Source organism: Thiohalophilus thiocyanatoxydans (assembly GCF_004366735.1).
GTDB classification, from domain to species: domain Bacteria; phylum Pseudomonadota; class Gammaproteobacteria; order UBA6429; family Thiohalophilaceae; genus Thiohalophilus; species Thiohalophilus thiocyanatoxydans.
Genome location: NZ_SOQX01000001.1, coordinates 211,101 through 232,370 on the forward strand (window position 1 = coordinate 211,101; position 21,270 = coordinate 232,370).

The following is a 21,270-nucleotide window of genomic DNA, read 5'->3' on the forward strand; positions in this document are numbered from 1 at the left end:
AACGAATTCCCCCGCAGGGCGCCAGCATTCTACCGGAAACGGTATCCAGGGGGGCAAAAATTCGCACTGCGTTGGCAAAATGCCTTCTCAAACGGCAGATTATTGTATAATGTTTTATTAATAAAAGGCACCATAGTGCCGCACGACAATTTAAAAGACCTGGCAAAACGCAGGTATAGCATTGGGATGGTCACATGAATACAAATACGATGGAACTGTCCGGGCTCATGACTCGCGATGAGGATATCGACCGCGCCTCCCGCTCGCTGAAGGCGATGTCGCATCCGTTGCGGCTGAAAATTCTGTGCACCCTGGGTGACCAGGAAACCAGTGTCCAGGATATCGTCGAGCAGGTGGGGACCTCGCAGAGCAATATCTCGCAACATCTGGCAATACTCCGCGACAAGGGGATTCTCGACTCCCGCAAGGACGCCAACCGCGTCTATTATCGGGTGGGGGATGCACGGACCCTGCGCCTGATCGAAATGATGCGCGAAGTATTCTGCAGCGCCAGCTAAATCCGGCTCCCGAGCACCGGATTGAACACTGGCTGAAACGCCAGGGCGGGGTTGTGCTTGAAATCCGCCAACCCACCCCTATTATCTGTGACACTATTCTGACTCACACGTGAGGCACCACCGACAATGACCAGCGAAAGAATCATCCGGTCCCTGGCCGGCTTGTTACTGCTGTTATCCCTGGCACTGGGCGTCGAGGCCAGTCCGATCTATCACAGCGTTCACTGGTTGTGGCTCACGCTGTTTGTCAGCCTGAATCTGCTGCAAAGCGGCTTTACTAATTTCTGCCCGCCGGAAAAACTGTTAAAACGCTTCGGCATCAAAAGCTGCAGTAACTGAAACCAATTCCGCAAGGAGAGCTCGTGGATCAACTCGCTACTTTCATCAGCAACAACTGGATTCTGGTCGGCGCCCTGGTCGTTATTCTGGCCCTGCTGGCGCACAGCTTTTTTGGCGGACTCCTGCAAAACTTTGCCTCCACCTCGCCGGGCGAAGCCGTCAAGATGATCAACCGGGACGACGCGGTCGTGCTGGATGTTCGGGAGGAGTCGGAATACCAGGACGGTCACATTATCAACGCCGTGCATATCCCCCTCAGCCAGCTCAACGACAAGACCCAGGAACTGCAAAAGTACAAGGACAAACCGATTATCGCCGTCTGCCGCTCCGGTCATCGTTCGGGCCAGGCCTGCTCCACCCTGCAAAAAGCCGGCTTTGATAACGTCTACAATCTCAGCGGCGGCATTCTGGCCTGGAAAAGCGCCAACCTGCCGCTGGTGAACAAGAAACAATCCAAGTAAAGGGAGACACGCCATGGCCGAGGTGACCATCTACACCACCCAATTCTGCCCCTACTGCGTTCGCGCCAAGCGACTGCTGGACAGCAAGCAGGTCAGCTACGACGAAATCCCGGTGGACGCGGACAGCGAGCAGCGCCAGATCATGATGGAGCGCAGCCAGGGCCACACCGTGCCGCAGATCTTCATCGACGATCAGCATGTGGGCGGCTGCGACGAACTTTACGCGCTGGAAGCCGCCGGCCAGCTGGACAGCCGCCTGGGACTGAACAACACCTGAGGCCCGTCCCATGAGCGACGCCCTGCATATCGTCTGCCCCCATTGCGACAGCATCAACCGGCTGCCGGCCGACCGCCTCGGCGGCGGCGGCAAGTGCGGTAAATGCAGCAAGCCGCTGTTCGACGGCCGTCCCCTTGAGTTGACCGCCGCCAATTTTGCCCGGCACATCAGCAAAAATGACATTCCGGTGCTGGTCGACTTCTGGGCACCCTGGTGCGGCCCGTGCAAGATGATGGCTCCGGTGTTCGAACAGGCCGCCGCGCAACTGCAGCCGCAGCTGCGCCTGGCCAAGGTCAACACCGAAACCCAGCAGCAACTGGCGGCCCAATACCAGATCCGCAGCATTCCCACCCTGGCGATATTCAAACACGGCCGCGAACTGGATCGGCAGGCCGGTGCGCTGGATCAGGGCCGCCTGCTGCAGTGGGCGCGGCAGTTTACCTGATCCCCGCCCTGCCCAGGTCGGCGCCAATCTGCTAACATCGGATTTTCTTCCCATCCCTTTTCAACGATAACAAGACAACTTCATGGCCGATAACGACACCCAGCAAAACGGCGGCGAGACACAACAGCAGTTCGCCGTTCAGAAGATCTATACCAAGGACATCTCGTTTGAATCGCCCAGCGCGCCGGCGATATTCAATGAGCAGCTTCAGCCCCAGATCAACCTGGAGCTCAACACCAACGGCAGAGCCATTGCCGAAGAGGTCTACGAGGTGGTGCTGGCCCTGACCGTCACCGTCAAACACGAAGAGAAGACCGCCTGTCTCATCGAAGTCCAGCAGGGCGGCATCTTCACCATCAAGGGATTCAACCGCGACGATCTGGGCCACATGCTGGGCAGCTTCTGTCCCGAGATGCTCTTCCCCTATGCCCGCGAAGTGGTTTCGGATCTGGCCACCCGCGGCGGCTTTCCGCAACTGTTGCTGGCGCCGGTCAACTTCGAGGCCCTCTACGCCAAACACCTGGCCGATCAGCAACAGGCCGACACGGACAGCGCCAGCCAGTAACCGCCCATGTCCCGTCCCGCGCAACGCTTTGCCGTTCTCGGTGCCGGCTCCTGGGGCACGGCCCTGGCCATGCTGCTGGCCGACAACGGACACCGCGTCACGCTCTGGACCCACCGTCCCGAGCAGGCCGACACCCTCAATCGCGATCGCGCCAACCAGCGTTATCTGCACGGCCTCGGCTTTCCCGACGGCCTGAGTGCCAGCGGCGATCTCGAGGCCACGGTCAACGAAGCAGAGGTCATTTTGCTGGTGATTCCCAGCCACGCCTTTCGCGAGACCCTGACCCGCATCAAACCGTTACTGAACGCCGGGCATAAAGTCTGCTGGGCCACCAAGGGGCTGGAGCCGGGCAGCCAGAAACTGCTGCACCAGCAGGTCGAAGAGGAGCTGGGCAGTAACATCCCCATGGCCGTCGTTTCCGGCCCCACCTTCGCCCGCGAAGTCGCGCAACGCCTCCCCGGCGCGGTCACCGTCGCCTCGCGCAACGCCGATTATGCCCTGGAGCTGGCCCGCGCCCTGCACAACGATCACTTCCGCGCCTATACCGGCGAGGACATCATCGGCGTGGAGATCGGCGGGGCCTGCAAGAACGTCCTGGCCATCGCCGCCGGCACCGCCGACGGCCTGGGCTTCGGCGCCAACGCCCGCGCCGCGTTGATCGCCCGCGGCGTCGCCGAGATCATGCGCCTGGGCGTCGCCCTCGGCGCGCAACACGATACCTTCATGGGCCTCACCGGCCTGGGCGATCTGGTGCTCACCTGCACCGACAACCAGTCCCGCAACCGCCGCCTCGGCATAGCCCTGGGCCAGGGCCGCAGCAAGGATGACGTCGTCAAGGAGATCGGCCAGGTGGTCGAAGGCATCAACACCTGCAAGGAAGTCTTCGCCCTGGCGCAACGCCACAACGTCGACATGCCCATCACCGAACAGGTCTACCGCGTCATCCACGAAGACCACACCCCCACCGAAGCCCTCCACGCCTTAATGGAACGGGCGATTCGGCCGGAGCTGGATTAAAGAAAAAATCTCACCGCAGAGGCTTTTATGCCCGTTGTTTGGGTGCAGAGGACGCGGAGAAAACGTTTATTTTATCTCGTTGTGAAATCGATTGTTATGCAGCTGATTCGTGGTCAACATCCCAGCCAGGGAATACCAGTACAGCAGGATGGCAGTTCAGTGCTCTCGCCAGTACCTTGGCTCTTTCAACGCCGAGCTGAACACGATCATTTTCAATCGCTGAGATCGTTGACTGCGGAATCCCGCTCAATTCCGCCAGCTCATTCTGGCTGAGATCCTGCCATTCACGCATGATTTTGACAGACTCGCCCACAGAAACATCGATGTGCTTTTTGGCTTTGGAATATCCCTTCATGCTATTTCCTCCGATAATCGTGAGGCGTCACGCTGACAACTTCGACGAGAATCCTCTCTTTCTCAATCCTGTATATCACCCTGAATTGTTGATTTAACCGGGATGACCTGTAACCTTTCCACTCGCCGCTTAACGACTCATCGTGCAAGCCCTTGATTTTCCGTAGGCCCTGGGGGCCGGACAGGGTCACAACATCTTTCCATTTCTCGTAGCGTTTCAGGACGTCAGTTGGTATTGAACCGAGCTGCCTGGAAACGCGCCGATGTTCATATATGGCCCACATACCATAATTAGTATATATACCAATTATGGTATGTCAATATATTTAACGCATCAGGTCATAACCAGCCCAGCGTATTTCTGCGTCACCTGAGTTGAGTTGTCTTACAGGACTTATAATGCCAGCTTGGCAAAAGGCAAAGCCGGATAATCATATACCGCCGCCTTCATCAGGCGTTATCGTCGGCGTCTTGAAAACCGCTCCAGCAGGATAACAAGCAGCGATACACCGCCGAGCAGCAACAGCGTTATACCAATGCGTTCGCTCTCGCCCGAGGCCATCTCGGCGCCAAAGTGGGCGAGCAGGAAGCTGGCGGGAATGATGCCCGCGAAGGTCGCAACCACAAAGCGCCAGAAGCGCAACGGCGTCACGCCCGCGGCGTAGCTCACCATATCGAAGGAAATAAACGGCAGCAGGCGGGAAACGAACACGATCAACATCAGCATGTTTTGCGAGCCGTGCAAGCGTTGCATGATGCCCGGTCCCAGCCAGTGTTGCACGACCGCCAGACCCGCCAGGCGGGCGATAATAAAGGCGATAATGGCGCCCAGTTCCGCGCCGATGAGCACATACACCGTGCCCTCTGTGTGACCATAGGCCGCCCCCGCGGCCAGCGCGATAGGCGCACTGGGGATCGGGCTCATGACGATAGCCAGCGTCATCAGGCCGATGATGGCAAGCGGACCGATAATGCCCAACTGTTGCAGCCACGCCTGCAGCGCGGGACCATTTTCCAGAAAAGCGATGGCGCCGCTGCGCGCGAGTATCAGATAGCCCCCGATTAACGCGATGACAATAGCGCCGAGAAGCAACAGCCGCGCAACCACTGGCGAGAGCTTCATTGTCGAAAATCCTGATCAATCCCCGCCTGGATCTTGCACGACTCCGCTGGCCAACGAATTTTGATGAATGTCTGCACTGCCTCTATGTCGTCGTTTTTCAACGTATCGCCCCGGGCGGTTAATTCGACAAGGTGTCTGGGCTTTACCCTGACCCTGAACTTCCTGGATTTAATACTAATTCAATATGATCACGAACATTTTGTATTTGGTAATTAGACTTTGCCTGAAATCGAATAAGGCTTAACGATGCACTTTTGCATGCATTTTCGAGCAATGAGTCCCTGTCGTTTGCTTTCTTTGTATTGTGGCTCTTATCATCTAACTCAATCACAGCAATCACCTCTAATTTGTCCTTTGAGCACAAAACGTAATCAAAGTGTTTTGCGGAAATTCTATTAAATGCAATTTGCCAGTTTTTACGACTCATGCCTTTAGCTGGAGTAATAATATCGGCAACTCTTACTTTGCCAAATACACGATATTTATCAGATATGGCCTGATCCAGAACACCCAGAAATGAGCGCTCGGCAGGAGTGAATAACATCCTGCGTTGACGATAATTGTAATCTTTCCCTGAAGGAGATTTTAAAAAAACCGAAACAATGACAACCAATACTAATAAAACAATTACCCATTCCATGTTATTTTCTCGCTTAACGGCGCCAATAAGGAGCCCCAAAAGGCACCGGAAGGATTAAATTTTATCCAACCCCATTAAAAAATAAATCTGCCCACTTTTCCTGCAAAACGGGCTTTCGTTTTTCTTGTTAAAAATTCTTCTCGTTTTCTTTGTTGTGCCAGATTCTTAATATATAGATGGTTTCATCCGCGATAAGGTAACGGGCCGTATACCTGCCGATATAAAGATCACGGATTAGCTCCGGGTCGGGGGCCTTCAAGACAGGTAAGCCGATTTTTGGAAACCGCTTCAGCCTGTCGACACCCTCCTGGAGATCGAGCGCGATTCGCCGGGCCGCAAACGGGTTTTCAGCCTCAACAAAGTCCACCACTCGCCGCAGGTCAGCGATAGCCTCCGGCGAGTACCTGACCTTCATGATTCCGGTGGCGATTTACCCTGATTCGTCCCCCAGCTGTTCAGCCAGGCATTCACATCCTCCTCGGCGATGGAGTGACCCGCCTTGATGGACTCCAGCGCCTCAAGGGTCTCCTGCCACCGGGAATCCTCCAGGGACTGCCGCGCCAGAAACTCCTTAATCGCCTGATTTATGAGGTAATTCTTGCTCCTGTCCAGCCTTTTGGAAAGCGCCTCCAGGGGCTTTTCCACCTCATCGGCGATCCGAATACTCGTAATACCCATGCCACATACCTCAGCGTAGTGATATGTATTACATATTAGTACAACCGGGACATGCCAGCCAGGCTGCATGTCAGAACATCAAGGGGGTCGATAAGGGCTTTGCCCCCTCGGCATGACTAACTGCTACGCTTGAAAAGCGATACCACACCGCTCAGAGGTCTTATCATGAAACAAATTACCGCAACCCTCGCATTACTGGCCCTGTTATTGCCGGCCATTGTGCATGCCGATGCAAACAAGCCGGATGATGCCCGCGCCCTGCAGGGCGTTGAAACCGGGCGAATCCTCTGGGACGTGACGCTGGGCGATCCCGCCGCGCTGGCCGGCCGCCTCGACGTGATCCGGGAAACCTATGACGACATGCTGCGCCAGGGTGTCAAACCCGAGATGGTGTTCGGTTTTCGCGGCGGTGCCGCACGCCTGATCGCCCGCAGCAGCTGGCACGGCGAGCTGGACCAGGTCAGCGAGATCACGGCCGTCCACGATCGGTTGAAGAGCCTGCTGGAACTGGGCGGTATACACATGGAAGCCTGTAGCATCGCAACCCGGCGCATCGATCTGGGTGCCGACGACCTGCTACCGGGGATCGAACTGGTTGGCAACACCTTCCTCTCCATCATGGGTTACCAGCAACAAGGCTATGCGACCATCCGCATTGACTAGATATTCATTGCACGGGCAGCCGGATTAACAGAAAGATAAAGAGATCAACGCAGAGGCGCAAAGACGCAGAGGAACGCAGAGAAAGAATTAATTTTGTGTTGTTGTGGAATGAGTTTTACTTTGATTGCAAATGAGAATCGTTTGTCACCGACCCCATTTACTTCCATTTACTGATCAATCACGAACCTCAATCCCCATGTGACGGATCATTTCAAAAATCAGTTCTAACCCCTCCGGGCTGTCTGCTTCATTCGGCAGCATTTCCATGATTTCACTCTTGAGTAAATATCCCTGTTCCCGGCCTTTCTCAATTATTTCTTTCGCAATCAATATCAGCCCCTTCCAAAACTAAGTTCAGGCATAGCATTTCATACTATTGGATATAACTGTGCTTTTACAGCCATTTTCTGTTTTCATAACAAACAATCAGCACAGGCCTCGTCAATGCAAGGCCCGAAAGTCAAAGCGCAAGACCTGACCCTTTCTTTCGGGAAAAGCTTTAAAGGTAAGTCTAGAAGAAGGAGGCAACCAAAAACGCCCGCCAGTGGGTTCTCCTGACGGGCGTCCTCCCTCAAGCCAGGCGCGATTCAGGCGGCCTGCGGCCTTTTGCGCCGCCGGGTTGCCCCCAGCCCCGCCAGACCCAGGCCCATCAGGACGAGGGAGCCGGGCTCAGGGATGGGGGAGGGTGAGGGGGATGTTGTCGTGCCACCCAAACTGGCGATATAGGTGGTGGTATCCAAAATACTATCGGAGGTATCGGCCACAATAAAGGACAGGCTGTGGGTGAGTGAAGTATCCAGCCCCGTGCCGGAGAAGGTCAGGCGAGGATCTCCGCCAGGGGCGAGAATGCCGTCAAGTTCGGTGCCGGCCAGAAAGGCCATGTCGGGATGGTTAATGTTGACCGGGCTGCCACCAACGGAGGCGATGTTGGTGCCGTTCAAAAACAGGCCGAAGCCGTCGATGAAAGTGCTGCCGACGTATTCGTCGAATTCCTCGGAACCGAACACGACGTCGAAAAACACCTCGCCGGTGCTGCTGGTAAAGTCAATGTCGAGCTGGGTGACGTCGAAGTGGCTAAATCCACCCCCCGTGATGGGATCGAGCAAGGCTTCCTGTGCGCCGGTAGCGGGCGTACCAAAATCTGTTGTGTTGCCGGTAGCAGTATTGGATCCGTCGCTGTAATCGGAGACATCGCCGGAGCTTAATACGATTCCGGGACCGATTCCGTAGGTGCCGCTGGTGTTGGTGTAAGTTCCGCTGGAGACGGCGCCGCCCGAGCTGTTTCCGCTCAAGGTAGAGCTCACGACAGTCAGGCCGGTGGACCCTTCGGTCAGGCTCGTGGTGAGGCTAGCGCCAACGGCGTCCGGCGAGACCAGGATGGCCTGTGCCGGTGTTACCCCCCCTCCCCCAAAGGCGGCAGCCAGTAAAACAGTTGTTAAGCGAGTTTTCATGACAAATCTCCTGATTTGAGTCGTGTTTAACCAAGGTCAAAGGAGACCGATCAATTTGATTGATTGGTCTGAAAGTCATTACGCAAAAACCGAACCAATATTTTTAAGCTATTGATCTAAAAATAGATTGGTAAATCGCTCAGAATCGGGTGTAAAAAATTCTGACAATTGAGCAGCGATGTGGCGGCAGGTAAGTATAGGAAATATAAACGATACTTAGGGTCAAACAATATTTGGAGTCAGAGTGAGGTTCCCCGATAAAACGGGTTCGATAAGGGCTATGACGTTCCCCCAATAAAACGGACCATCACGGGGTCAGGTCTTGCCTTTTTCTTCCTTAAAGTCAGGGCCTGAACCTGATTTAGTTTCTGCCTAACATCAAGAATCAGTCGCACTATCTTCTTTCGTCGGCTGAGACGCTTTGTTAGAACTTTCTCCAATTTTCGCTAACAAAAGCAATGCGTCATTAATTTCTTTCTCCGACGTAAAAAATGCAGCCACATGCCTTTCACTTTTACTGAACCCTTGTTTTAACATCTGCGCATAAATTAATGATTTCAGATCATCTGGGACAAATAATTTTACAGAGTTCTCCATGCATTCAAGTTCATAGCATGCTTTTAGCTCAGATATTTTTATGCTTTTGGCCGAATCTAAGGATTCTTTTTTATGGGCATCTATTTCAGCCTTGACTTTCCTTTCATAGGTATCTTCTATTGCCTTTATTTCATTCGCAGTTTTTTCCCAGCTGCGATGTTTATCTAATAAATCAGTTACTGTATTTAGGACGCTAGCGAGCTTATCAATCCTGTTATCAATATTTCTTCTCCGAAAATAACTCCAGACCAAAAAAATCATGACTGTCACATTTGTGATGAGTGTAATAAATTCAGCAGTACTCATGACTTCCTCTGAAAGCACTAACAGTGATTCGAGCAGAACCTGTATTTTCAGGAATCAGGTAAATTCTGCCTCTTACGGCAAAAGACAAAAATTACTCTTAACCGTAGCAAGGATTTTCTGCATTTTCATCCTGATAACTTTGTTTTTTGTTTAAACATCAAGGCAAACTCCGGCTCCTGCCAGTCGGTTTTGATCCCGTTAGACGCCGCCGAGCATCGCAGTGGAAGGAGGAATAGCCCGAAGGGTGGCGGCAGGGATGCCGCCACTCGACAGTCGGCACAGGGACGTGCCGTCTGGCGAGCCCGACTGGAGCGAGAAGCGCAAGGAACCGGTTCAGCCATTGGAAATGGCTGAACCGGCGGCGTCTTCGGGCGCGTTTCCTTTGGTTCGTTTCGTTGTCGCGTTACAACGAAATGAACCCGAGGCGCGCTGGCGGGTCAGCGCTTTCAAAATTCAGGGCGCCCGGAGGGCGATCATTCAGGAAGTAGGTTTGGATCACCCCACCCTAACCCTCCCCTTGGAGGGGAGGGAATAAAGTCTGAGGCATGGGAGCCCACTTTCAAGATCAAGGGCGCCCGGAGGGCGGTCATTTAGGAAGTAGGTTTGGATCACCCCACCCTAACCCTCCCCTTGAAGGGGAGGGAATAAAGTCTGAGGCATGGGAGCCCACTTTCAAGATCAAGGGTGCCCGGAGGGCGATCATTTAGATAGAAGCTGGATGCTTGATCACCCCTCCCTAACCTTTATGCCCTCCAGGGTGCTCCCCTTGAAGGGGAGGGGATTAAAGGTTGATAAACCTTATCCCGATCCCTCAAACCCCACCTGCCGCCAGGCCTCATACACAATCACCGCCACGGCGTTGGACAGGTTCAGACTCCGGTTGGTCGGCTGCATCGGCAGGCGCAGGACAAAGTCCTCGCCGAGCCCGTCGCGCAACGCCTGCGGCAGGCCCCGCGTCTCGGGGCCGAATAAAAAGGCATCCCCCGGCTGATAGGCCACCTCGAAGGCATGACGTTGGCCTTTGGTGGAGAAGCCGAACAGCCGTTTGGGCTGCGCGCCCAATAAAAAGGAATCGAAGCTGGTATGTCGCTGCACCTCGGCGTATTCGTGGTAATCCAGCCCGGCGCGTTTGAGGCGCACGTCGTCCAGCTCGAAGCCCAGCGGCTCGATCAGATGCAGCTGCGCGCCGGTGTTGGCGCACAGGCGGATGATGTTGCCGGTATTGGGCGGGATTTCGGGTTGGTATAAAACGACGTGGAACATGGCGTTGGGCTCTGGATATCGAGATGGGTCATCATACCGTAATGGCTTACCATGCTGAGCGGATTGTTGCCGGACACCGCTGCGCTATGTCCGGCCTACCCCCTACGACAGACCTCGAATCAAAGTAAAAGCGCCAGGTAGCGCTGCGCGCAACCTGGCCTACGACTGCGCGCCGGTGTTGGCGCACAGGCGGATGATGTTGCCGGTGTTGGGCGGGATTTCCGGTTGATACAGTACGACGTGGAACATGGCATTGGGCTCTGGATATCGATATGGGTCATCATACCGTAATGATTCGTGATGCTGATCCGATTGTTGAAAGAACGAGGAACGACCGACGAAGTGATTTTGCCTTGGCTCAATTTATACCACCCCTCCCTGACCTTTATGCCCTCCAGGGTGCTCCCCTTGAAGGGGAGGGAATGATCTCGCTAATCGCGAAGTAAGTTCCCCCTCCCATAGGGAGGGGGTTAGGGGGAGGGGATATAATCCGGCCCCAGCACAACCGATTCTTTACTCGTCACTCGGCCCTCGTACCTCGTCGCTGGCCCAAAACAGACGCAGCGCTGAAAAAGTCCCCGACCCGCCATGAGTTACGCTCTTTGCCTGACTTGTACCAGCGACGTAATACGGGTATCTTGCCTCGCCATGAACCACGACGAGCTTGAGCTGCTGCGCACCGATTTTTGCGGGATGGATTTCCAGACGCCGCTGGTGCTGCTGTCGGGCTGCGTCGGCTTTGGCGAGGAGTACACCCGGGTGGTCGGCTACTCGAACCGGGATGTGGGGGCGGTCTGCCTGAAGGGCACGACCCTTGAGCCGCGCCTGGGCAATCCGCCGCACCGGATTTTCGAGACGCCGATGGGCATGCTCAATGCCATCGGGCTGCAGAACCCCGGTTCGCGCCAGGTGGTCGACACCATTCTGCCCGAGCTCGATTTTGCCGAGACCCGGTTTATCGCCAACCTCTCCGGCTCGACCCTGGAAGAGTATGTCGAGGTGGCGCGGATCTTCGATGACTCGCCCATCGACGCGATGGAGATCAACATCTCCTGCCCGAATGTGAAAGAGGGCGGGGTCACTTTCGGCAACGATCCAGAGATGTCGGCGCGGGTGGTGGCCGCCTGCCGCGCGGTGACCGACAAGCCGCTGATCACCAAGCTCTCGCCCAACCAGACCGACATTGCCGACAATGCCCGGCGCTGTATCGAGGCGGGGACCGACGGCTTTGCGGTAATCAATACGCTGATGGGCATGGCTGTCGATATCGAATCGCGCAGCCCCGTTATCGGCAACAACCAGGGCGGGCTCTCCGGGCCGGCGATCAAGCCGATCGCGCTGCTCAAGGTGCACCAGGTCTACCAGGTCGCCCGCGAGCACGGGATTCCGATCATCGGCCAGGGCGGGGTCAATTCGGCGGAAGATGCCATCGAGTTTCTGATCGCCGGCGCCTCGGCGGTAGGGGTGGGGACCGCGCTGTTCTATGACCCGCTGATTTGCGCGAAAATCAACGCCGGTATCGTGGCATATATGAATCGCCACGGGCTGGCCAACGTGGCGCAGATCACGGGGAGTCTGCGGCTGAATGATGCCGGCGGTTCCTGCAGTTGAGACTGAGCGCCGGACACCGCGGAGTTTATGCCCGGCGGGTGCACTGTCCGGCCTGCCGGTGAACCGGCATCGCCCGGGCAATGCGGCGCAGTTGACCGGCGCCTGCGGCTGAACGATAGTAACGGCGCCTGCTGTTAAAAGCGGCAATCCACCGTAAAAGCGATAAAGCTGCCTTGTTGGCGGCCGATAACGATAACAACGCTCGGGCGACAGCCTGACCCATAACCAATCGATATATCCATTATGGCCACGACCGCTCCACGCAAAAAAATCCGCCTTGGCGATCTGCTGGTGGAAAACAACCTCATCAGCGAAGACCAGCTGATGGCGGCGCTGGCCGATCAGAAAAAGACCGGCCAGAAGCTGGGCCGCACCCTGATCCAGAAAAAACTGGTGACCGAGCAGCAGCTGATGGAACTGCTCTCCACCCAGCTGGGCCTGCCGTTCATCAATCTGAAACAGTACAACTATGACAAGGAGACGGTGCGCCTCATCCCCGAAACCCTCGCGCGCCGCTACCGGGTCATCGCCCTCAAGGAGAACCCAGACGGCAGCCTGCTGGTCGGCATGGCCGATCCGACCGATATCTTCGCCTATGACGAATTGAGCAAGGTGCTCAAGCGCGATATTCAGCAGGCCGTGGTACGCGAAACCGACCTGCTGGCCGCGATTGACACGGTTTACCGGCGCACCGCCGACATCAGCAATCTGGCCGAGGAACTCGATGACCAGCTCGAGACGACCGACATCGATCTCAACCAGATGGTCCAGAACGAGGATGTCGCCAACGCGCCGGTCGTGCGCCTGTTGCAGACTTTATTCGAGGACGCGGTGCAGATCGGCGCCTCGGATATCCATATCGAACCGGATGAGAACGTGCTGCGCATTCGCCAGCGTGTCGACGGGGTGCTCCAGGAGCAGGTGATGAAGGAGAAGCGCATTGCCAATGCGCTGGTCTCGCGTCTCAAACTGATGGGCGGGCTGAACATCTCCGAGCGGCGCATCCCCCAGGACGGTCGCTTTAATATTCGCGTGCGCGACAAAAGCATCGATGTGCGCCTGTCGACCATGCCGGTGCAATACGGGGAATCGGTGGTCATGCGTCTGCTGGATCAGTCCGGTGACATGCTCCATCTGGAGCAGCTGGGGATGACCGACGATATTCTCCACCACTTCCGCAACCAGATTCATCGCCCTTACGGCATGGTGCTGGTCACCGGCCCGACCGGCAGCGGGAAAACCACCACGCTCTACGCCGCGCTGTCGGAACTCAACGACGCGGCAAAGAAAATCATCACGGTCGAGGATCCGGTGGAATACCGGCTGCCGCGCATCAACCAGGTTCAGGTCAACACGCGCATCGATCTCACTTTCGCCCGGGTGCTGCGCGCCGCCCTGCGTCAGGATCCGGATATCGTGCTGGTGGGGGAAATGCGCGATCAGGAGACGGCGCAGATCGGCCTGCGCGCCTCCATCACCGGCCATCTGGTGCTCTCTACCCTGCATACCAACGACGCCATCTCCAGTGTCAGTCGCCTGCTGGACATGGGCGCCGAAGGCTATCTGCTGGCCGGCGCGCTGCGTGCCGTGGTCGCCCAGCGCCTGGTGCGCCGCATCTGCGGCAGCTGCAAGACCCCTTATCAGCCCGAGCCCCATGAGCTGGCCTGGCTCTACAACACCCTGGGGGAGGAGATCGACGAGCAGCGCTTTTACCACGGCAAGGGGTGCCCCCATTGCAACAACACCGGCTATCAGGGTCGGATCGGGGTGTTCGAATACCTGGAGATCGACGAGGATCTGGCCAATGCCCTGCGCCGCGAGGACTCGGTCGAGTTCACCCAACAGGCCAGGCAGAGCGACAGTTTCCGCCCCTTCGCCCGGCACGCGCTGGACTATGCCCTGCAGGGGATCACCTCGCTGGAAGAGGTGGTGCGGGTTACCGGCACCGTGGATGAAGCGGAGCTGCCCCGGACAGTGATCCCGCTACCGGTCGACGCCGACGATACTGACACTGACCCGACACCGCCCCATGCCCCGGTTTGACTATAAAGGCCGCGACCGGGGCGGCAGCGCGATCACCGGCCAGCTGGAGGCCGCGTCAACCGACAGCGCCGCCAACCAGCTGCTGAACAGCGGCGTCACCCCGATCGAGATCACCGAGAACCGGCCGCGTCCGTCGCCGGGGGAGCGCTATCGCAAATGGCGCGCCCGGCGCCGCCCCAGGCTGGACGACATGATCCTCTTCGCCCGCCAGCTCTATACCCTGATGCGTTCGGGGGTGCCGATTATCCGCGCCCTCAACGGGCTGGCCGATAATATCGACAACCCCTATCTGCAGGACGTGATCCACGATCTGGTCATGGGACTGGAGTCGGGTCTGGATCTCTCCGGCGCCATGGCCCGCCATCCGCAGGTCTTTTCCGATCTCTTCATCAGCATGGTGCAGGTCGGTGAGCACAGCGGTAACCTGGATGCGGCGCTGTTGCAGTTGTCCGAATATCTGGAGCGAGAGAAGGAAACCGCCGATCGGATCAAGACCGCCATGCGCTATCCGACCTTTGTGGTGGTCGCCATCGCCATCGCCATCGGGGTGATCAACTTTTTCGTTATTCCCACCTTCACCGGCATCTTCGACAAGTTCGATGCCGAGCTGCCGTGGCAAACCCGCCTGCTGGTGGGGATGTCCAACTTCACGATCCAGTACTGGTATCTGCTGGCCGGGGGCCTGATCGTCGCCCTGATTGCCGTGCGCGCCTGGCTCAAGACCCCGAAAGGGAAGCTCATCTGGGATCGTTACAAACTGAAACTGCCGGCAGTGGGAATTATTTTGCACTATGCCCTGCTGCAGCGTTTCGCCACCGCCTTTGCCATGACCCAGCGCTCCGGCGTGCCCCTTCTCCAGGGCCTGACCGTCGTGGCCAATGCGGTGGACAACGCCTATGTGGAGCAGCACATTCACGGCATGCGCACCGGCGTGGAACAGGGCGAATCGCTGACCCGCACCGCCACGAACAGCGGCATGTTCACCCCGCTGATTCTGCAGATGATCGCCGTCGGCGAGGAGAGCGGGTCGGTGGACGAGATGCTGGATAATATCGCCGTCTTCTACGGTCGCGAGGTCGATTACCGGCTCAAATACCTCAGCAGCGCGCTGGAGCCGATCCTGATCGTGATTCTCGGTGCGATGGTCTTCCTGCTGGCGCTGGGCGTGTTCCTGCCGATGTGGGATCTGATGAACGTCGTCAGAGGCAATTAATGAACCGGCATCCGCGCTGTCCATCCCGGCAACCGGGCTTTACCCTGCTGGAACTGGTCCTGGTCGTGCTGATCATTTCCATCATGGGGCTGATTGCCATCGATCGCCTGTTCGAGTATCGCATCGACGCCGAACGTGCCATGATTCAGACCGTCACCGGCAATATTCGCAGCGGCCTGGGCATGGCGATTGCCGAACGGGTGGCCCGGGACAGGATAGACACGGTCAATGATCTGGAACACACCAATCCGGTGGAATTTCTGTCCCAGCCGCCGAACAACTACCTCGGCGAGATCGATAATGAATCGCAGGTAAACGAGGAGGGGGTCTGGTATTTCGATACGTCCGAGTCGGCGCTGGTTTACCGGGTTCGCTTTGGCGACTATTTCAACACCCCGCTGTCCGGCGCGCCCCGGGTGCGGTATCGCATCCAGCTGGTTTACAACGACAACAACCGGAATAATCGCCTTGATCCCGGGACCGATGATGTGACGGGCCTGGATCTGGTAACGTTGGAAGACTACGAATGGGAATTTCCAAATGAATAATACTGCCGCACTCGCTTCCGTCCTGCTGGAGAGCCTGCAACTGATTCTCGGCGTCCTGCTTGCCCTGGTCGCCCTTTACGGATTACTGCTGCTGATCCGCCCCGCCCTCGGGCTGCGCCTTAACCAGTCGCTCAGCCGGCGACTTTCCACCCCCCGCTTCAGCCTCGCGTTCCTGGACAAGCAGTTCCATGTCGAACGCTATTTTTATCGTAACGCCAAGCTCTACGGCCTGCTGCTGGTGGTCGGGGCCGGTTATCTGCTCTACCGGCTGTTTTTCGATTTCCCGCTGGAAGGCTATGCCAGCATCCTGCCCGGGATCCTGCCGACCGATATCTGGGCCTGGCTGCTCGATGTTCTGCAGATCTTTCTGGTGGTGATGGCGATTTTCACCCTCTATATCGGGCTGGTGGTCCTGATTCGCCCCAGCAACATCAAAAATCTCGAACGTCACGCCAACCGCTGGATCTCCACCGCCCAGAAACTGGCCCCGGAGGGCAGCTCGCCGGTTCTGGACAGCGCCGCGCAGCGGGCTCCCCGGCTGTTCGGGGGGGTTGTGTTCCTCGCGGCAATTGTCGTATTATTTATGTTATTATAAAAACTTAAAGTCCGGCCACCGTTGCCGCTATAATCACTATGCGTTTGTCATCGGCGAAAAACCTGCTGGATTCCTTGATAAATTTACGCTAAATTGCTGAATACTCTTGTTTCTGCTGCGGCAGAAGGGTCTTTCACCCGGCAACCGCGGTTGCCACACCATCGAAATACTGGAGCTTATCATGCATCAACAACGCGGTTTTACCCTCATCGAACTGGTCGTGGTCATCGTGATCCTCGGCCTGCTGGCGGCCACGGCGCTGCCCAAATTCATCGACGTCACCACCGACGCGCGCGAAGCCAGTGTGAAGGGCGTCGCCGGGGGCCTGCGCGCCGCCGCGTCACTCGGTCAGGCGCAGTACGTGGTCAATGGCGACAACGGTGCGAGCAACGTCAGTATGGGTGGCACCAATGTTACTGTTCTTCAGGAATCAACCAATGCGGGACGCGGCGGTCGACCTACAGCAGATGCTGCGGGCATCGGAACAGCCATGCCGGATCCGGATGGTTTCGCGGCAACAACTAGTGGTACTACACGAGTGTATTATCCGGACACATTTACCACTGGTAAATCTGACTGCACTGCAATCTATGATCCGGAGAGCACAGACGACCCGGTCAGCGTCGATGTTTCAGACTGCTAAGTTTTAACTCAACACAAAACAGAGGCCGCTTCGCGGCCTCTGTCATTTCCATGACCCGTTTATTATCCGTTGTCGCCGAATCCCGCGCGACGCTTCTTTCGATCCTCCTGTTCCTCACCGCCCTCATTGCGGCGCTGATCTTCAACGGCTTTTATCTGCAGTTTTACAGTATCGCCCTGCTGGCCCTGTTCGGCTGGTTGTTGCTGGCGTTGCTGCAGGGCTATCACCGGCAACATACGGTGATCGTCACGCCCCTGGCCCTGGCCTGCGGCCTGTTTCTCGGCTTTCTCGCCCTGAGCCTGCTCTACCATCCGGTGCCCTATCTGGGGGTAATGAATCTCTGGTGGGTCGGCGCGTTCGCCCTGATCGTGCTGATCCGGATGCTGCAGCCCGCCAGCGAATCGAGCTGGCGCCCTGGCTTCGGCCTGTTCATTCTCCTCGCCGCGGGGCTGGCCCTGTGGGGCGCGCTGGAACAGCTGGTTTACGGCAGCTCGCCGGATGCCAGCTTTTATAACCAGAACTCCCTGGCCGCCCTGATCAACCTGGCGCTGCTGCCGCTGGCCGCGGTCTATTTGAGCGCGCCGCCGGGACGACGGCGCGCCGGGATCGTCACGGGCCTGCTGCTATTTACCTTTGTGCTGGGGATCATCACCAGTCGCGGCGCCCTGCTGGCCTTCGCCCTGGCCACCGGGCTGCTGTTCGCCCTGGCCTGGCGCCGGGTGGCGTTGCGCCGGCTGGGAGCGCTGGCCGGCTGGCTGGGGGGCGGTTTTGTTCTCGCCTGGGGCTATAGCCAGCTGAGCGGGATCGGCGGTGGCAAGGATATGTTCTCGCGCATGGCGACCCTGGCCGATCCCGAAACCTCGGGCAATCCCCGTTTTGTGCTCTGGCAACCGGCCTGGGAGATGCTGCAGGCCCAGCCTTTCAGCGGCATCGGCCTGGGCGCTTTTTTTCTCAAGCTGCCGAGCTCGGCCCGCCTGGAGGATAAAAGCGCCGGCTATTACGTGCATAACGATTATCTGCAGCTCGCCACCGAGACCGGTCTGCCGGGACTGTTTTTCCTGTTACTGATCATCGGCGTGCTGATCGGGCAGTTTACCCGGCTGATTCGCCATTATCGCCGCAGCGATTCGACTGACCGGGATCCATCACGCCCGGCACGCGGGACGCACCTTGAAGCGGTGGGCCTGTTCGCGGCCCTGCTCAGCCTGGGTATCCACAGCGCCTTTACCTATAACTTCTACGTGCTACCGCTGATGATCGTGGCCGGCCTCTATCTGGCCCGGCTCGATCGCCTCTATGCGCGGCAGACCCCCGCGTACTGTTTGCGCTTTCACTGGAAACCGCACTTTCAGCCGCTGTCGTTTTATCTGCTCAGCTTTGCCATCGTCCTGGCCGCCGGGGGTTACTTTGTCACCCTGGCAGTGGCCGACCACTACCATCAACGCGGCGCAAAACTGGCCGCCGGCGGTCAAATCCAGCAGGCCCATTTTGCCTTTGAGCGCGCCCAGCGTCTGTCGCCCTACATGGACAGTCCTTTTTATATGGACGCCGATCTGCTGATTCGCAGCGCCGAACTGCTCCCCGAAGACAACCCCAAACGATCGAACCTGCTCGATTACGCGGCCGACAAGCTCGATCAGGCCGCCGAACTCAACCCCTATCAGGCCCACACACCCTATTTGCAGGGCAGGCTGTCCGCCCTGCAGGACGGCGATCCCGACACGGCGATGATCTACTACCGCCAGGCCCTGAAGAACAACCCGCGCTTTTTACCGGCGCGCATGGCGCTGGCCCGTCACCACCGGCAACAGAACCGGCCCGACGAGGCCTTTGCTATACTGAAAAAAGGACTGGATTACCCCTATCACAGCCTGAGCCGGGAGCTGCTCGATTATATGCAACTGACCGCGCAACTGGCCGCCCGGAACGGCGAAAAAGCACTTGCCACCCGATTGCAGGATCGACTGGAGCAGTTTCAGGAAGACTATGAACGTCAGCAACAACAGGGCCGGCGCCGGCCCTCGCAGCGTTACTGATCCGATGCGGCCTTTTGCGCAGCGCCATCGCGGCTTTACCCTGGTGGAACTGATCGCCGTGATCATTATCATTGGCATCCTGGCAGTGGTGCTGATTCCGCGCTTTATCGATCGCGGCAGTGTCACCCCCGGCGCGGCCCAGGCCCAGGTGATTGCCGCCGCCCGCCACGCCCAGCAACTGGCGATGAACAATGGCGGCAATGTCCTGTTCGCCACCGACAACAGCAACAAGCGGGTAACCATCACCCACGGCGGCAGCGGCTCGCCCATGACCATCGATTTGCCGGATGACATTACCATCACCGCCGCCAATATCAGCTACGACAGCCTCGGCGACGCCCATGACAGCTCCGGCGCCTTGAGCGGTCCATTGACGTTGAGCATCGCCAACGGCATCACCCGCCAGGTCTGTATTGAAACGACGGGGTATGCGCATGGTTGTTAAACACAGTAACGAGGGACGAGGGACGAGGGACGAGGCCGGTTTTACGCTGGTGGAGATGGTGGTGTTTATTGTGGTGCTGGCGGTGGGGCTGTCCGGGGTGGTGCTGGTGATCAACCGCACGCTGCTGGATGCGCCCGAGGCGCTGGTCAATACCCGGGCGATGGAGATCAGCCAGTTATACCTGGACGAGATTCTGGCCAAAAAGTATGACGAGAATACGCCCCAGGGGGGATCGCCACCCTGCGACGGCGCGGACGGGGATCCCTGTACCGACGCCGGCAACTTTGGTCCGGATGGGCCGTCGGAAAGCCGCAGTCGCTACGATGATGTGGATGATTATCACGCTCCCGCCTTTGAGGCCGTGACCGATGCCAACGGCGATCCCCTGCCCAATTACAGCGACTACGAGGTGCGCATTGAGATCACTTATGCCGGCAGCGAACTGGTGGATTTTACCGACGACCGCCGTGCCAAACGGATCGACCTGACGGTGCGCACCCCGCGCAATCAACAAATCCCTGTCACCGTTTACCGGACCAACTTCTGATGCTGAGGCGAGCCCGACAATCCGGCTTTACCCTGGTCGAGCTGATCGTGGTGATCGTGGTGCTGGGCGCGATCAGCGCCGGCACGGCCCTCTATGTCGTGCGCAGCATGGAGGCCTACAGCGATACCGTGCGCCGGGATCAACTCACCAGTGGCGCGCGGGTTGCCGTCGAACGCCTGACCCGCGAACTGCGCAACGCCCTGCCCAACAGCGTGCGCGTCGACAATGACAGCGGCACCACCCACTGTATCGAATTTTTTCCCGTGGAGAGCGGCTCCTCCTACGACTCGGTCCCCCGCACGGCGGCCAACATCTCCTTTGCCGCCATCGCTTACGCGCCGCCGCAAACGCCGGCCCATGTGGCGGTCTTCCCCCACGCCACCCAGCCCCTGTATACCCACAACAACCCCGGACCGCTGGCCGATTATGACCCCGCCAATTCCGAACCGGCCAACGGGGTGGTCTATCTCGACAACGACCACCGCTTTACCCACGACTCACCGCGTAAACGGTTTTTTCTTACCGGCGAACCGGTCAGTTACTGTGTCGACCCCGACGGCGATCTGAAACGCTATCGCGGCTACGGCATCGACAGCACCCAGTCAGTACCGCCCACCGGGGTGACCGGCGCCCTGCTGGCCGAGAACCTTCAACTGAGCGACGGGGGCAACGCGGTTACCCCGTTTGCTTACACAGCCGGCTCCCTGCAACGCAGCGCCGTGGTGACCCTGGATCTGCGCTTTATGGAAGAGGGCGAGTGGGTCAGACTGTTACACGAGGTGCAAATCCGCAATGTACCCTGATCATGTCGTAAATCATCGCACCACTGGCGCTCCTGCAGCGCTGAATCCCTCCGCGTGCTGTAGGAGCGGCTCCGCCGCGACCGGAATGT

At 57.8% G+C, this 21,270-nt stretch carries 28 protein-coding genes and 1 pseudogene; 18 read left to right on the forward strand and 11 right to left on the reverse strand.

From position 1 onward, the window contains the following. Positions 1–194: 194 nt before the first annotated feature. The 7 genes from EDC23_RS00900 (at position 195) to EDC23_RS00930 (ending at position 3,622) form a co-directional block, all read left to right on the forward strand. Positions 195–518 carry an ArsR/SmtB family transcription factor gene (locus tag EDC23_RS00900; RefSeq protein ID WP_134080388.1) on the forward strand — a complete coding sequence of 108 codons (324 nt, stop codon included), beginning with the start codon at positions 195–197 and terminating at the stop codon, positions 516–518. Between the two features lie 126 nt (positions 519–644). After that, positions 645–857 carry a YgaP family membrane protein gene (locus tag EDC23_RS00905; protein WP_134080389.1) on the forward strand — a complete coding sequence of 71 codons (213 nt, stop codon included), beginning with the start codon at positions 645–647 and terminating at the stop codon, positions 855–857. 23 nt (positions 858–880) lie between these two features. After that, positions 881–1,318 (forward strand): rhodanese-like domain-containing protein, encoded by a 438-nt coding sequence (locus EDC23_RS00910; protein ID WP_134080390.1) that lies wholly within the window; start codon positions 881–883, stop codon positions 1,316–1,318. Positions 1,319–1,331: 13 nt separating this feature from the next. Next, positions 1,332–1,595, forward strand: coding sequence for a glutaredoxin 3 (grxC, locus tag EDC23_RS00915; RefSeq protein WP_134080391.1), 264 nt, complete (start codon positions 1,332–1,334; stop codon positions 1,593–1,595). 10 nt (positions 1,596–1,605) lie between these two features. After that, entirely contained in the window at positions 1,606–2,040 is a 435-nt protein-coding gene (gene trxC, locus EDC23_RS00920; protein WP_134080392.1) for a thioredoxin TrxC, read from the forward strand. Positions 2,041–2,122: 82 nt separating this feature from the next. After that, entirely contained in the window at positions 2,123–2,605 is a 483-nt protein-coding gene (gene secB, locus EDC23_RS00925) for a protein-export chaperone SecB (protein ID WP_134080393.1), read from the forward strand. 6 nt (positions 2,606–2,611) lie between these two features. Next, positions 2,612–3,622 (forward strand): NAD(P)H-dependent glycerol-3-phosphate dehydrogenase, encoded by a 1,011-nt coding sequence (locus tag EDC23_RS00930; RefSeq protein WP_134080394.1) that lies wholly within the window; start codon positions 2,612–2,614, stop codon positions 3,620–3,622. A 94-nt stretch (positions 3,623–3,716) separates the two neighbouring features. Here the strand turns inward: EDC23_RS00930 and EDC23_RS00935 are convergent, their stop codons facing one another. From EDC23_RS00935 to EDC23_RS00960, 6 genes are all read right to left on the reverse strand, one after another. Continuing rightward, on the reverse strand, positions 3,717–3,977 hold the full coding sequence (locus EDC23_RS00935; protein ID WP_134080395.1) for a helix-turn-helix transcriptional regulator: 261 nt from the start codon (positions 3,975–3,977) through the stop codon (positions 3,717–3,719). A 1-nt stretch (position 3,978) separates the two neighbouring features. Further along, positions 3,979–4,260: a type II toxin-antitoxin system mRNA interferase toxin, RelE/StbE family gene (locus EDC23_RS00940; protein WP_134080396.1), complete on the reverse strand. Its 282-nt coding sequence runs from the start codon at positions 4,258–4,260 to the stop codon at positions 3,979–3,981. Positions 4,261–4,433: 173 nt separating this feature from the next. Then, complete coding sequence (locus EDC23_RS00945; RefSeq protein ID WP_134080397.1) at positions 4,434–5,099, reverse strand: TVP38/TMEM64 family protein; 666 nt, start codon at positions 5,097–5,099, stop codon at positions 4,434–4,436. A 142-nt stretch (positions 5,100–5,241) separates the two neighbouring features. Then, entirely contained in the window at positions 5,242–5,739 is a 498-nt protein-coding gene (locus tag EDC23_RS00950) for a DUF2726 domain-containing protein (protein WP_134080398.1), read from the reverse strand. Positions 5,740–5,866: 127 nt separating this feature from the next. Further along, positions 5,867–6,154: a type II toxin-antitoxin system RelE/ParE family toxin gene (locus tag EDC23_RS00955; RefSeq protein WP_134080399.1), complete on the reverse strand. Its 288-nt coding sequence runs from the start codon at positions 6,152–6,154 to the stop codon at positions 5,867–5,869. Continuing rightward, the gene (locus EDC23_RS00960) at positions 6,151–6,417 is read right to left on the reverse strand and encodes a CopG family ribbon-helix-helix protein (RefSeq protein ID WP_134080400.1); all 267 of its coding nucleotides are present in this window, start codon (positions 6,415–6,417) and stop codon (positions 6,151–6,153) included. The genes EDC23_RS00955 and EDC23_RS00960 overlap by 4 nt, the downstream gene beginning before the upstream one ends. A gap of 165 nt (positions 6,418–6,582) precedes the next feature. Here EDC23_RS00960 and EDC23_RS00965 point away from each other — a divergent pair, with 165 nt between their 5' ends. After that, the gene (locus EDC23_RS00965; protein WP_134080401.1) at positions 6,583–7,080 is read left to right on the forward strand and encodes a DsrE family protein; all 498 of its coding nucleotides are present in this window, start codon (positions 6,583–6,585) and stop codon (positions 7,078–7,080) included. A gap of 174 nt (positions 7,081–7,254) precedes the next feature. Here EDC23_RS00965 and EDC23_RS00970 read toward each other — a convergent pair whose 3' ends face one another. The 5 genes and pseudogenes from EDC23_RS00970 to EDC23_RS00990 all read right to left on the reverse strand — a co-directional run. Next, entirely contained in the window at positions 7,255–7,410 is a 156-nt protein-coding gene (locus EDC23_RS00970; protein ID WP_166668733.1) for an RNA polymerase sigma factor region1.1 domain-containing protein, read from the reverse strand. 257 nt (positions 7,411–7,667) lie between these two features. Further along, on the reverse strand, positions 7,668–8,531 hold the full coding sequence (locus EDC23_RS00975; RefSeq protein ID WP_134080403.1) for a choice-of-anchor L family PEP-CTERM protein: 864 nt from the start codon (positions 8,529–8,531) through the stop codon (positions 7,668–7,670). 378 nt (positions 8,532–8,909) lie between these two features. Continuing rightward, positions 8,910–9,434: a hypothetical protein gene (locus EDC23_RS00980; protein ID WP_134080404.1), complete on the reverse strand. Its 525-nt coding sequence runs from the start codon at positions 9,432–9,434 to the stop codon at positions 8,910–8,912. 798 nt (positions 9,435–10,232) lie between these two features. Then, positions 10,233–10,697 carry a tRNA (uridine(34)/cytosine(34)/5-carboxymethylaminomethyluridine(34)-2'-O)-methyltransferase TrmL gene (trmL, locus tag EDC23_RS00985; protein ID WP_134080405.1) on the reverse strand — a complete coding sequence of 155 codons (465 nt, stop codon included), beginning with the start codon at positions 10,695–10,697 and terminating at the stop codon, positions 10,233–10,235. A gap of 165 nt (positions 10,698–10,862) precedes the next feature. Further along, positions 10,863–10,946: pseudogene (locus tag EDC23_RS00990) on the reverse strand (TrmH family RNA methyltransferase); the annotation flags it as partial. A 399-nt stretch (positions 10,947–11,345) separates the two neighbouring features. Here EDC23_RS00990 and EDC23_RS00995 point away from each other — a divergent pair. From EDC23_RS00995 to EDC23_RS01040, 10 genes are all read left to right on the forward strand, one after another. Further along, positions 11,346–12,308, forward strand: coding sequence for a dihydroorotate dehydrogenase (locus EDC23_RS00995; RefSeq protein ID WP_134080406.1), 963 nt, complete (start codon positions 11,346–11,348; stop codon positions 12,306–12,308). A 243-nt stretch (positions 12,309–12,551) separates the two neighbouring features. Further along, complete coding sequence (locus EDC23_RS01000; RefSeq protein WP_134080407.1) at positions 12,552–14,351, forward strand: GspE/PulE family protein; 1,800 nt, start codon at positions 12,552–12,554, stop codon at positions 14,349–14,351. Beyond that, positions 14,338–15,564 carry a type II secretion system F family protein gene (locus EDC23_RS01005; protein WP_134080408.1) on the forward strand — a complete coding sequence of 409 codons (1,227 nt, stop codon included), beginning with the start codon at positions 14,338–14,340 and terminating at the stop codon, positions 15,562–15,564. Before EDC23_RS01000 ends, EDC23_RS01005 begins: the two co-directional genes overlap by 14 nt. Further along, on the forward strand, positions 15,564–16,112 hold the full coding sequence (locus EDC23_RS01010; RefSeq protein ID WP_134080409.1) for a prepilin-type N-terminal cleavage/methylation domain-containing protein: 549 nt from the start codon (positions 15,564–15,566) through the stop codon (positions 16,110–16,112). The genes EDC23_RS01005 and EDC23_RS01010 overlap by 1 nt, the downstream gene beginning before the upstream one ends. Then, on the forward strand, positions 16,105–16,707 hold the full coding sequence (locus tag EDC23_RS01015; protein WP_134080410.1) for a hypothetical protein: 603 nt from the start codon (positions 16,105–16,107) through the stop codon (positions 16,705–16,707). The genes EDC23_RS01010 and EDC23_RS01015 overlap by 8 nt, the downstream gene beginning before the upstream one ends. Before the next feature lie 181 nt (positions 16,708–16,888). Then, positions 16,889–17,350 carry a prepilin-type N-terminal cleavage/methylation domain-containing protein gene (locus EDC23_RS14300; protein WP_166668734.1) on the forward strand — a complete coding sequence of 154 codons (462 nt, stop codon included), beginning with the start codon at positions 16,889–16,891 and terminating at the stop codon, positions 17,348–17,350. Between the two features lie 50 nt (positions 17,351–17,400). Continuing rightward, positions 17,401–19,386, forward strand: a complete 1,986-nt coding sequence (locus EDC23_RS01025) for an O-antigen ligase family protein (RefSeq protein WP_134080411.1) — start codon at positions 17,401–17,403, stop codon at positions 19,384–19,386. After that, on the forward strand, positions 19,337–19,831 hold the full coding sequence (locus tag EDC23_RS01030) for a prepilin-type N-terminal cleavage/methylation domain-containing protein (protein WP_134080412.1): 495 nt from the start codon (positions 19,337–19,339) through the stop codon (positions 19,829–19,831). The genes EDC23_RS01025 and EDC23_RS01030 overlap by 50 nt, the downstream gene beginning before the upstream one ends. Next, positions 19,821–20,378, forward strand: a complete 558-nt coding sequence (locus EDC23_RS01035) for a type IV pilus modification PilV family protein (RefSeq protein ID WP_166668735.1) — start codon at positions 19,821–19,823, stop codon at positions 20,376–20,378. The genes EDC23_RS01030 and EDC23_RS01035 overlap by 11 nt, the downstream gene beginning before the upstream one ends. Further along, entirely contained in the window at positions 20,378–21,181 is an 804-nt protein-coding gene (locus EDC23_RS01040) for a prepilin-type N-terminal cleavage/methylation domain-containing protein (RefSeq protein ID WP_134080414.1), read from the forward strand. The genes EDC23_RS01035 and EDC23_RS01040 overlap by 1 nt, the downstream gene beginning before the upstream one ends. Positions 21,182–21,270 lie beyond the last annotated feature (89 nt).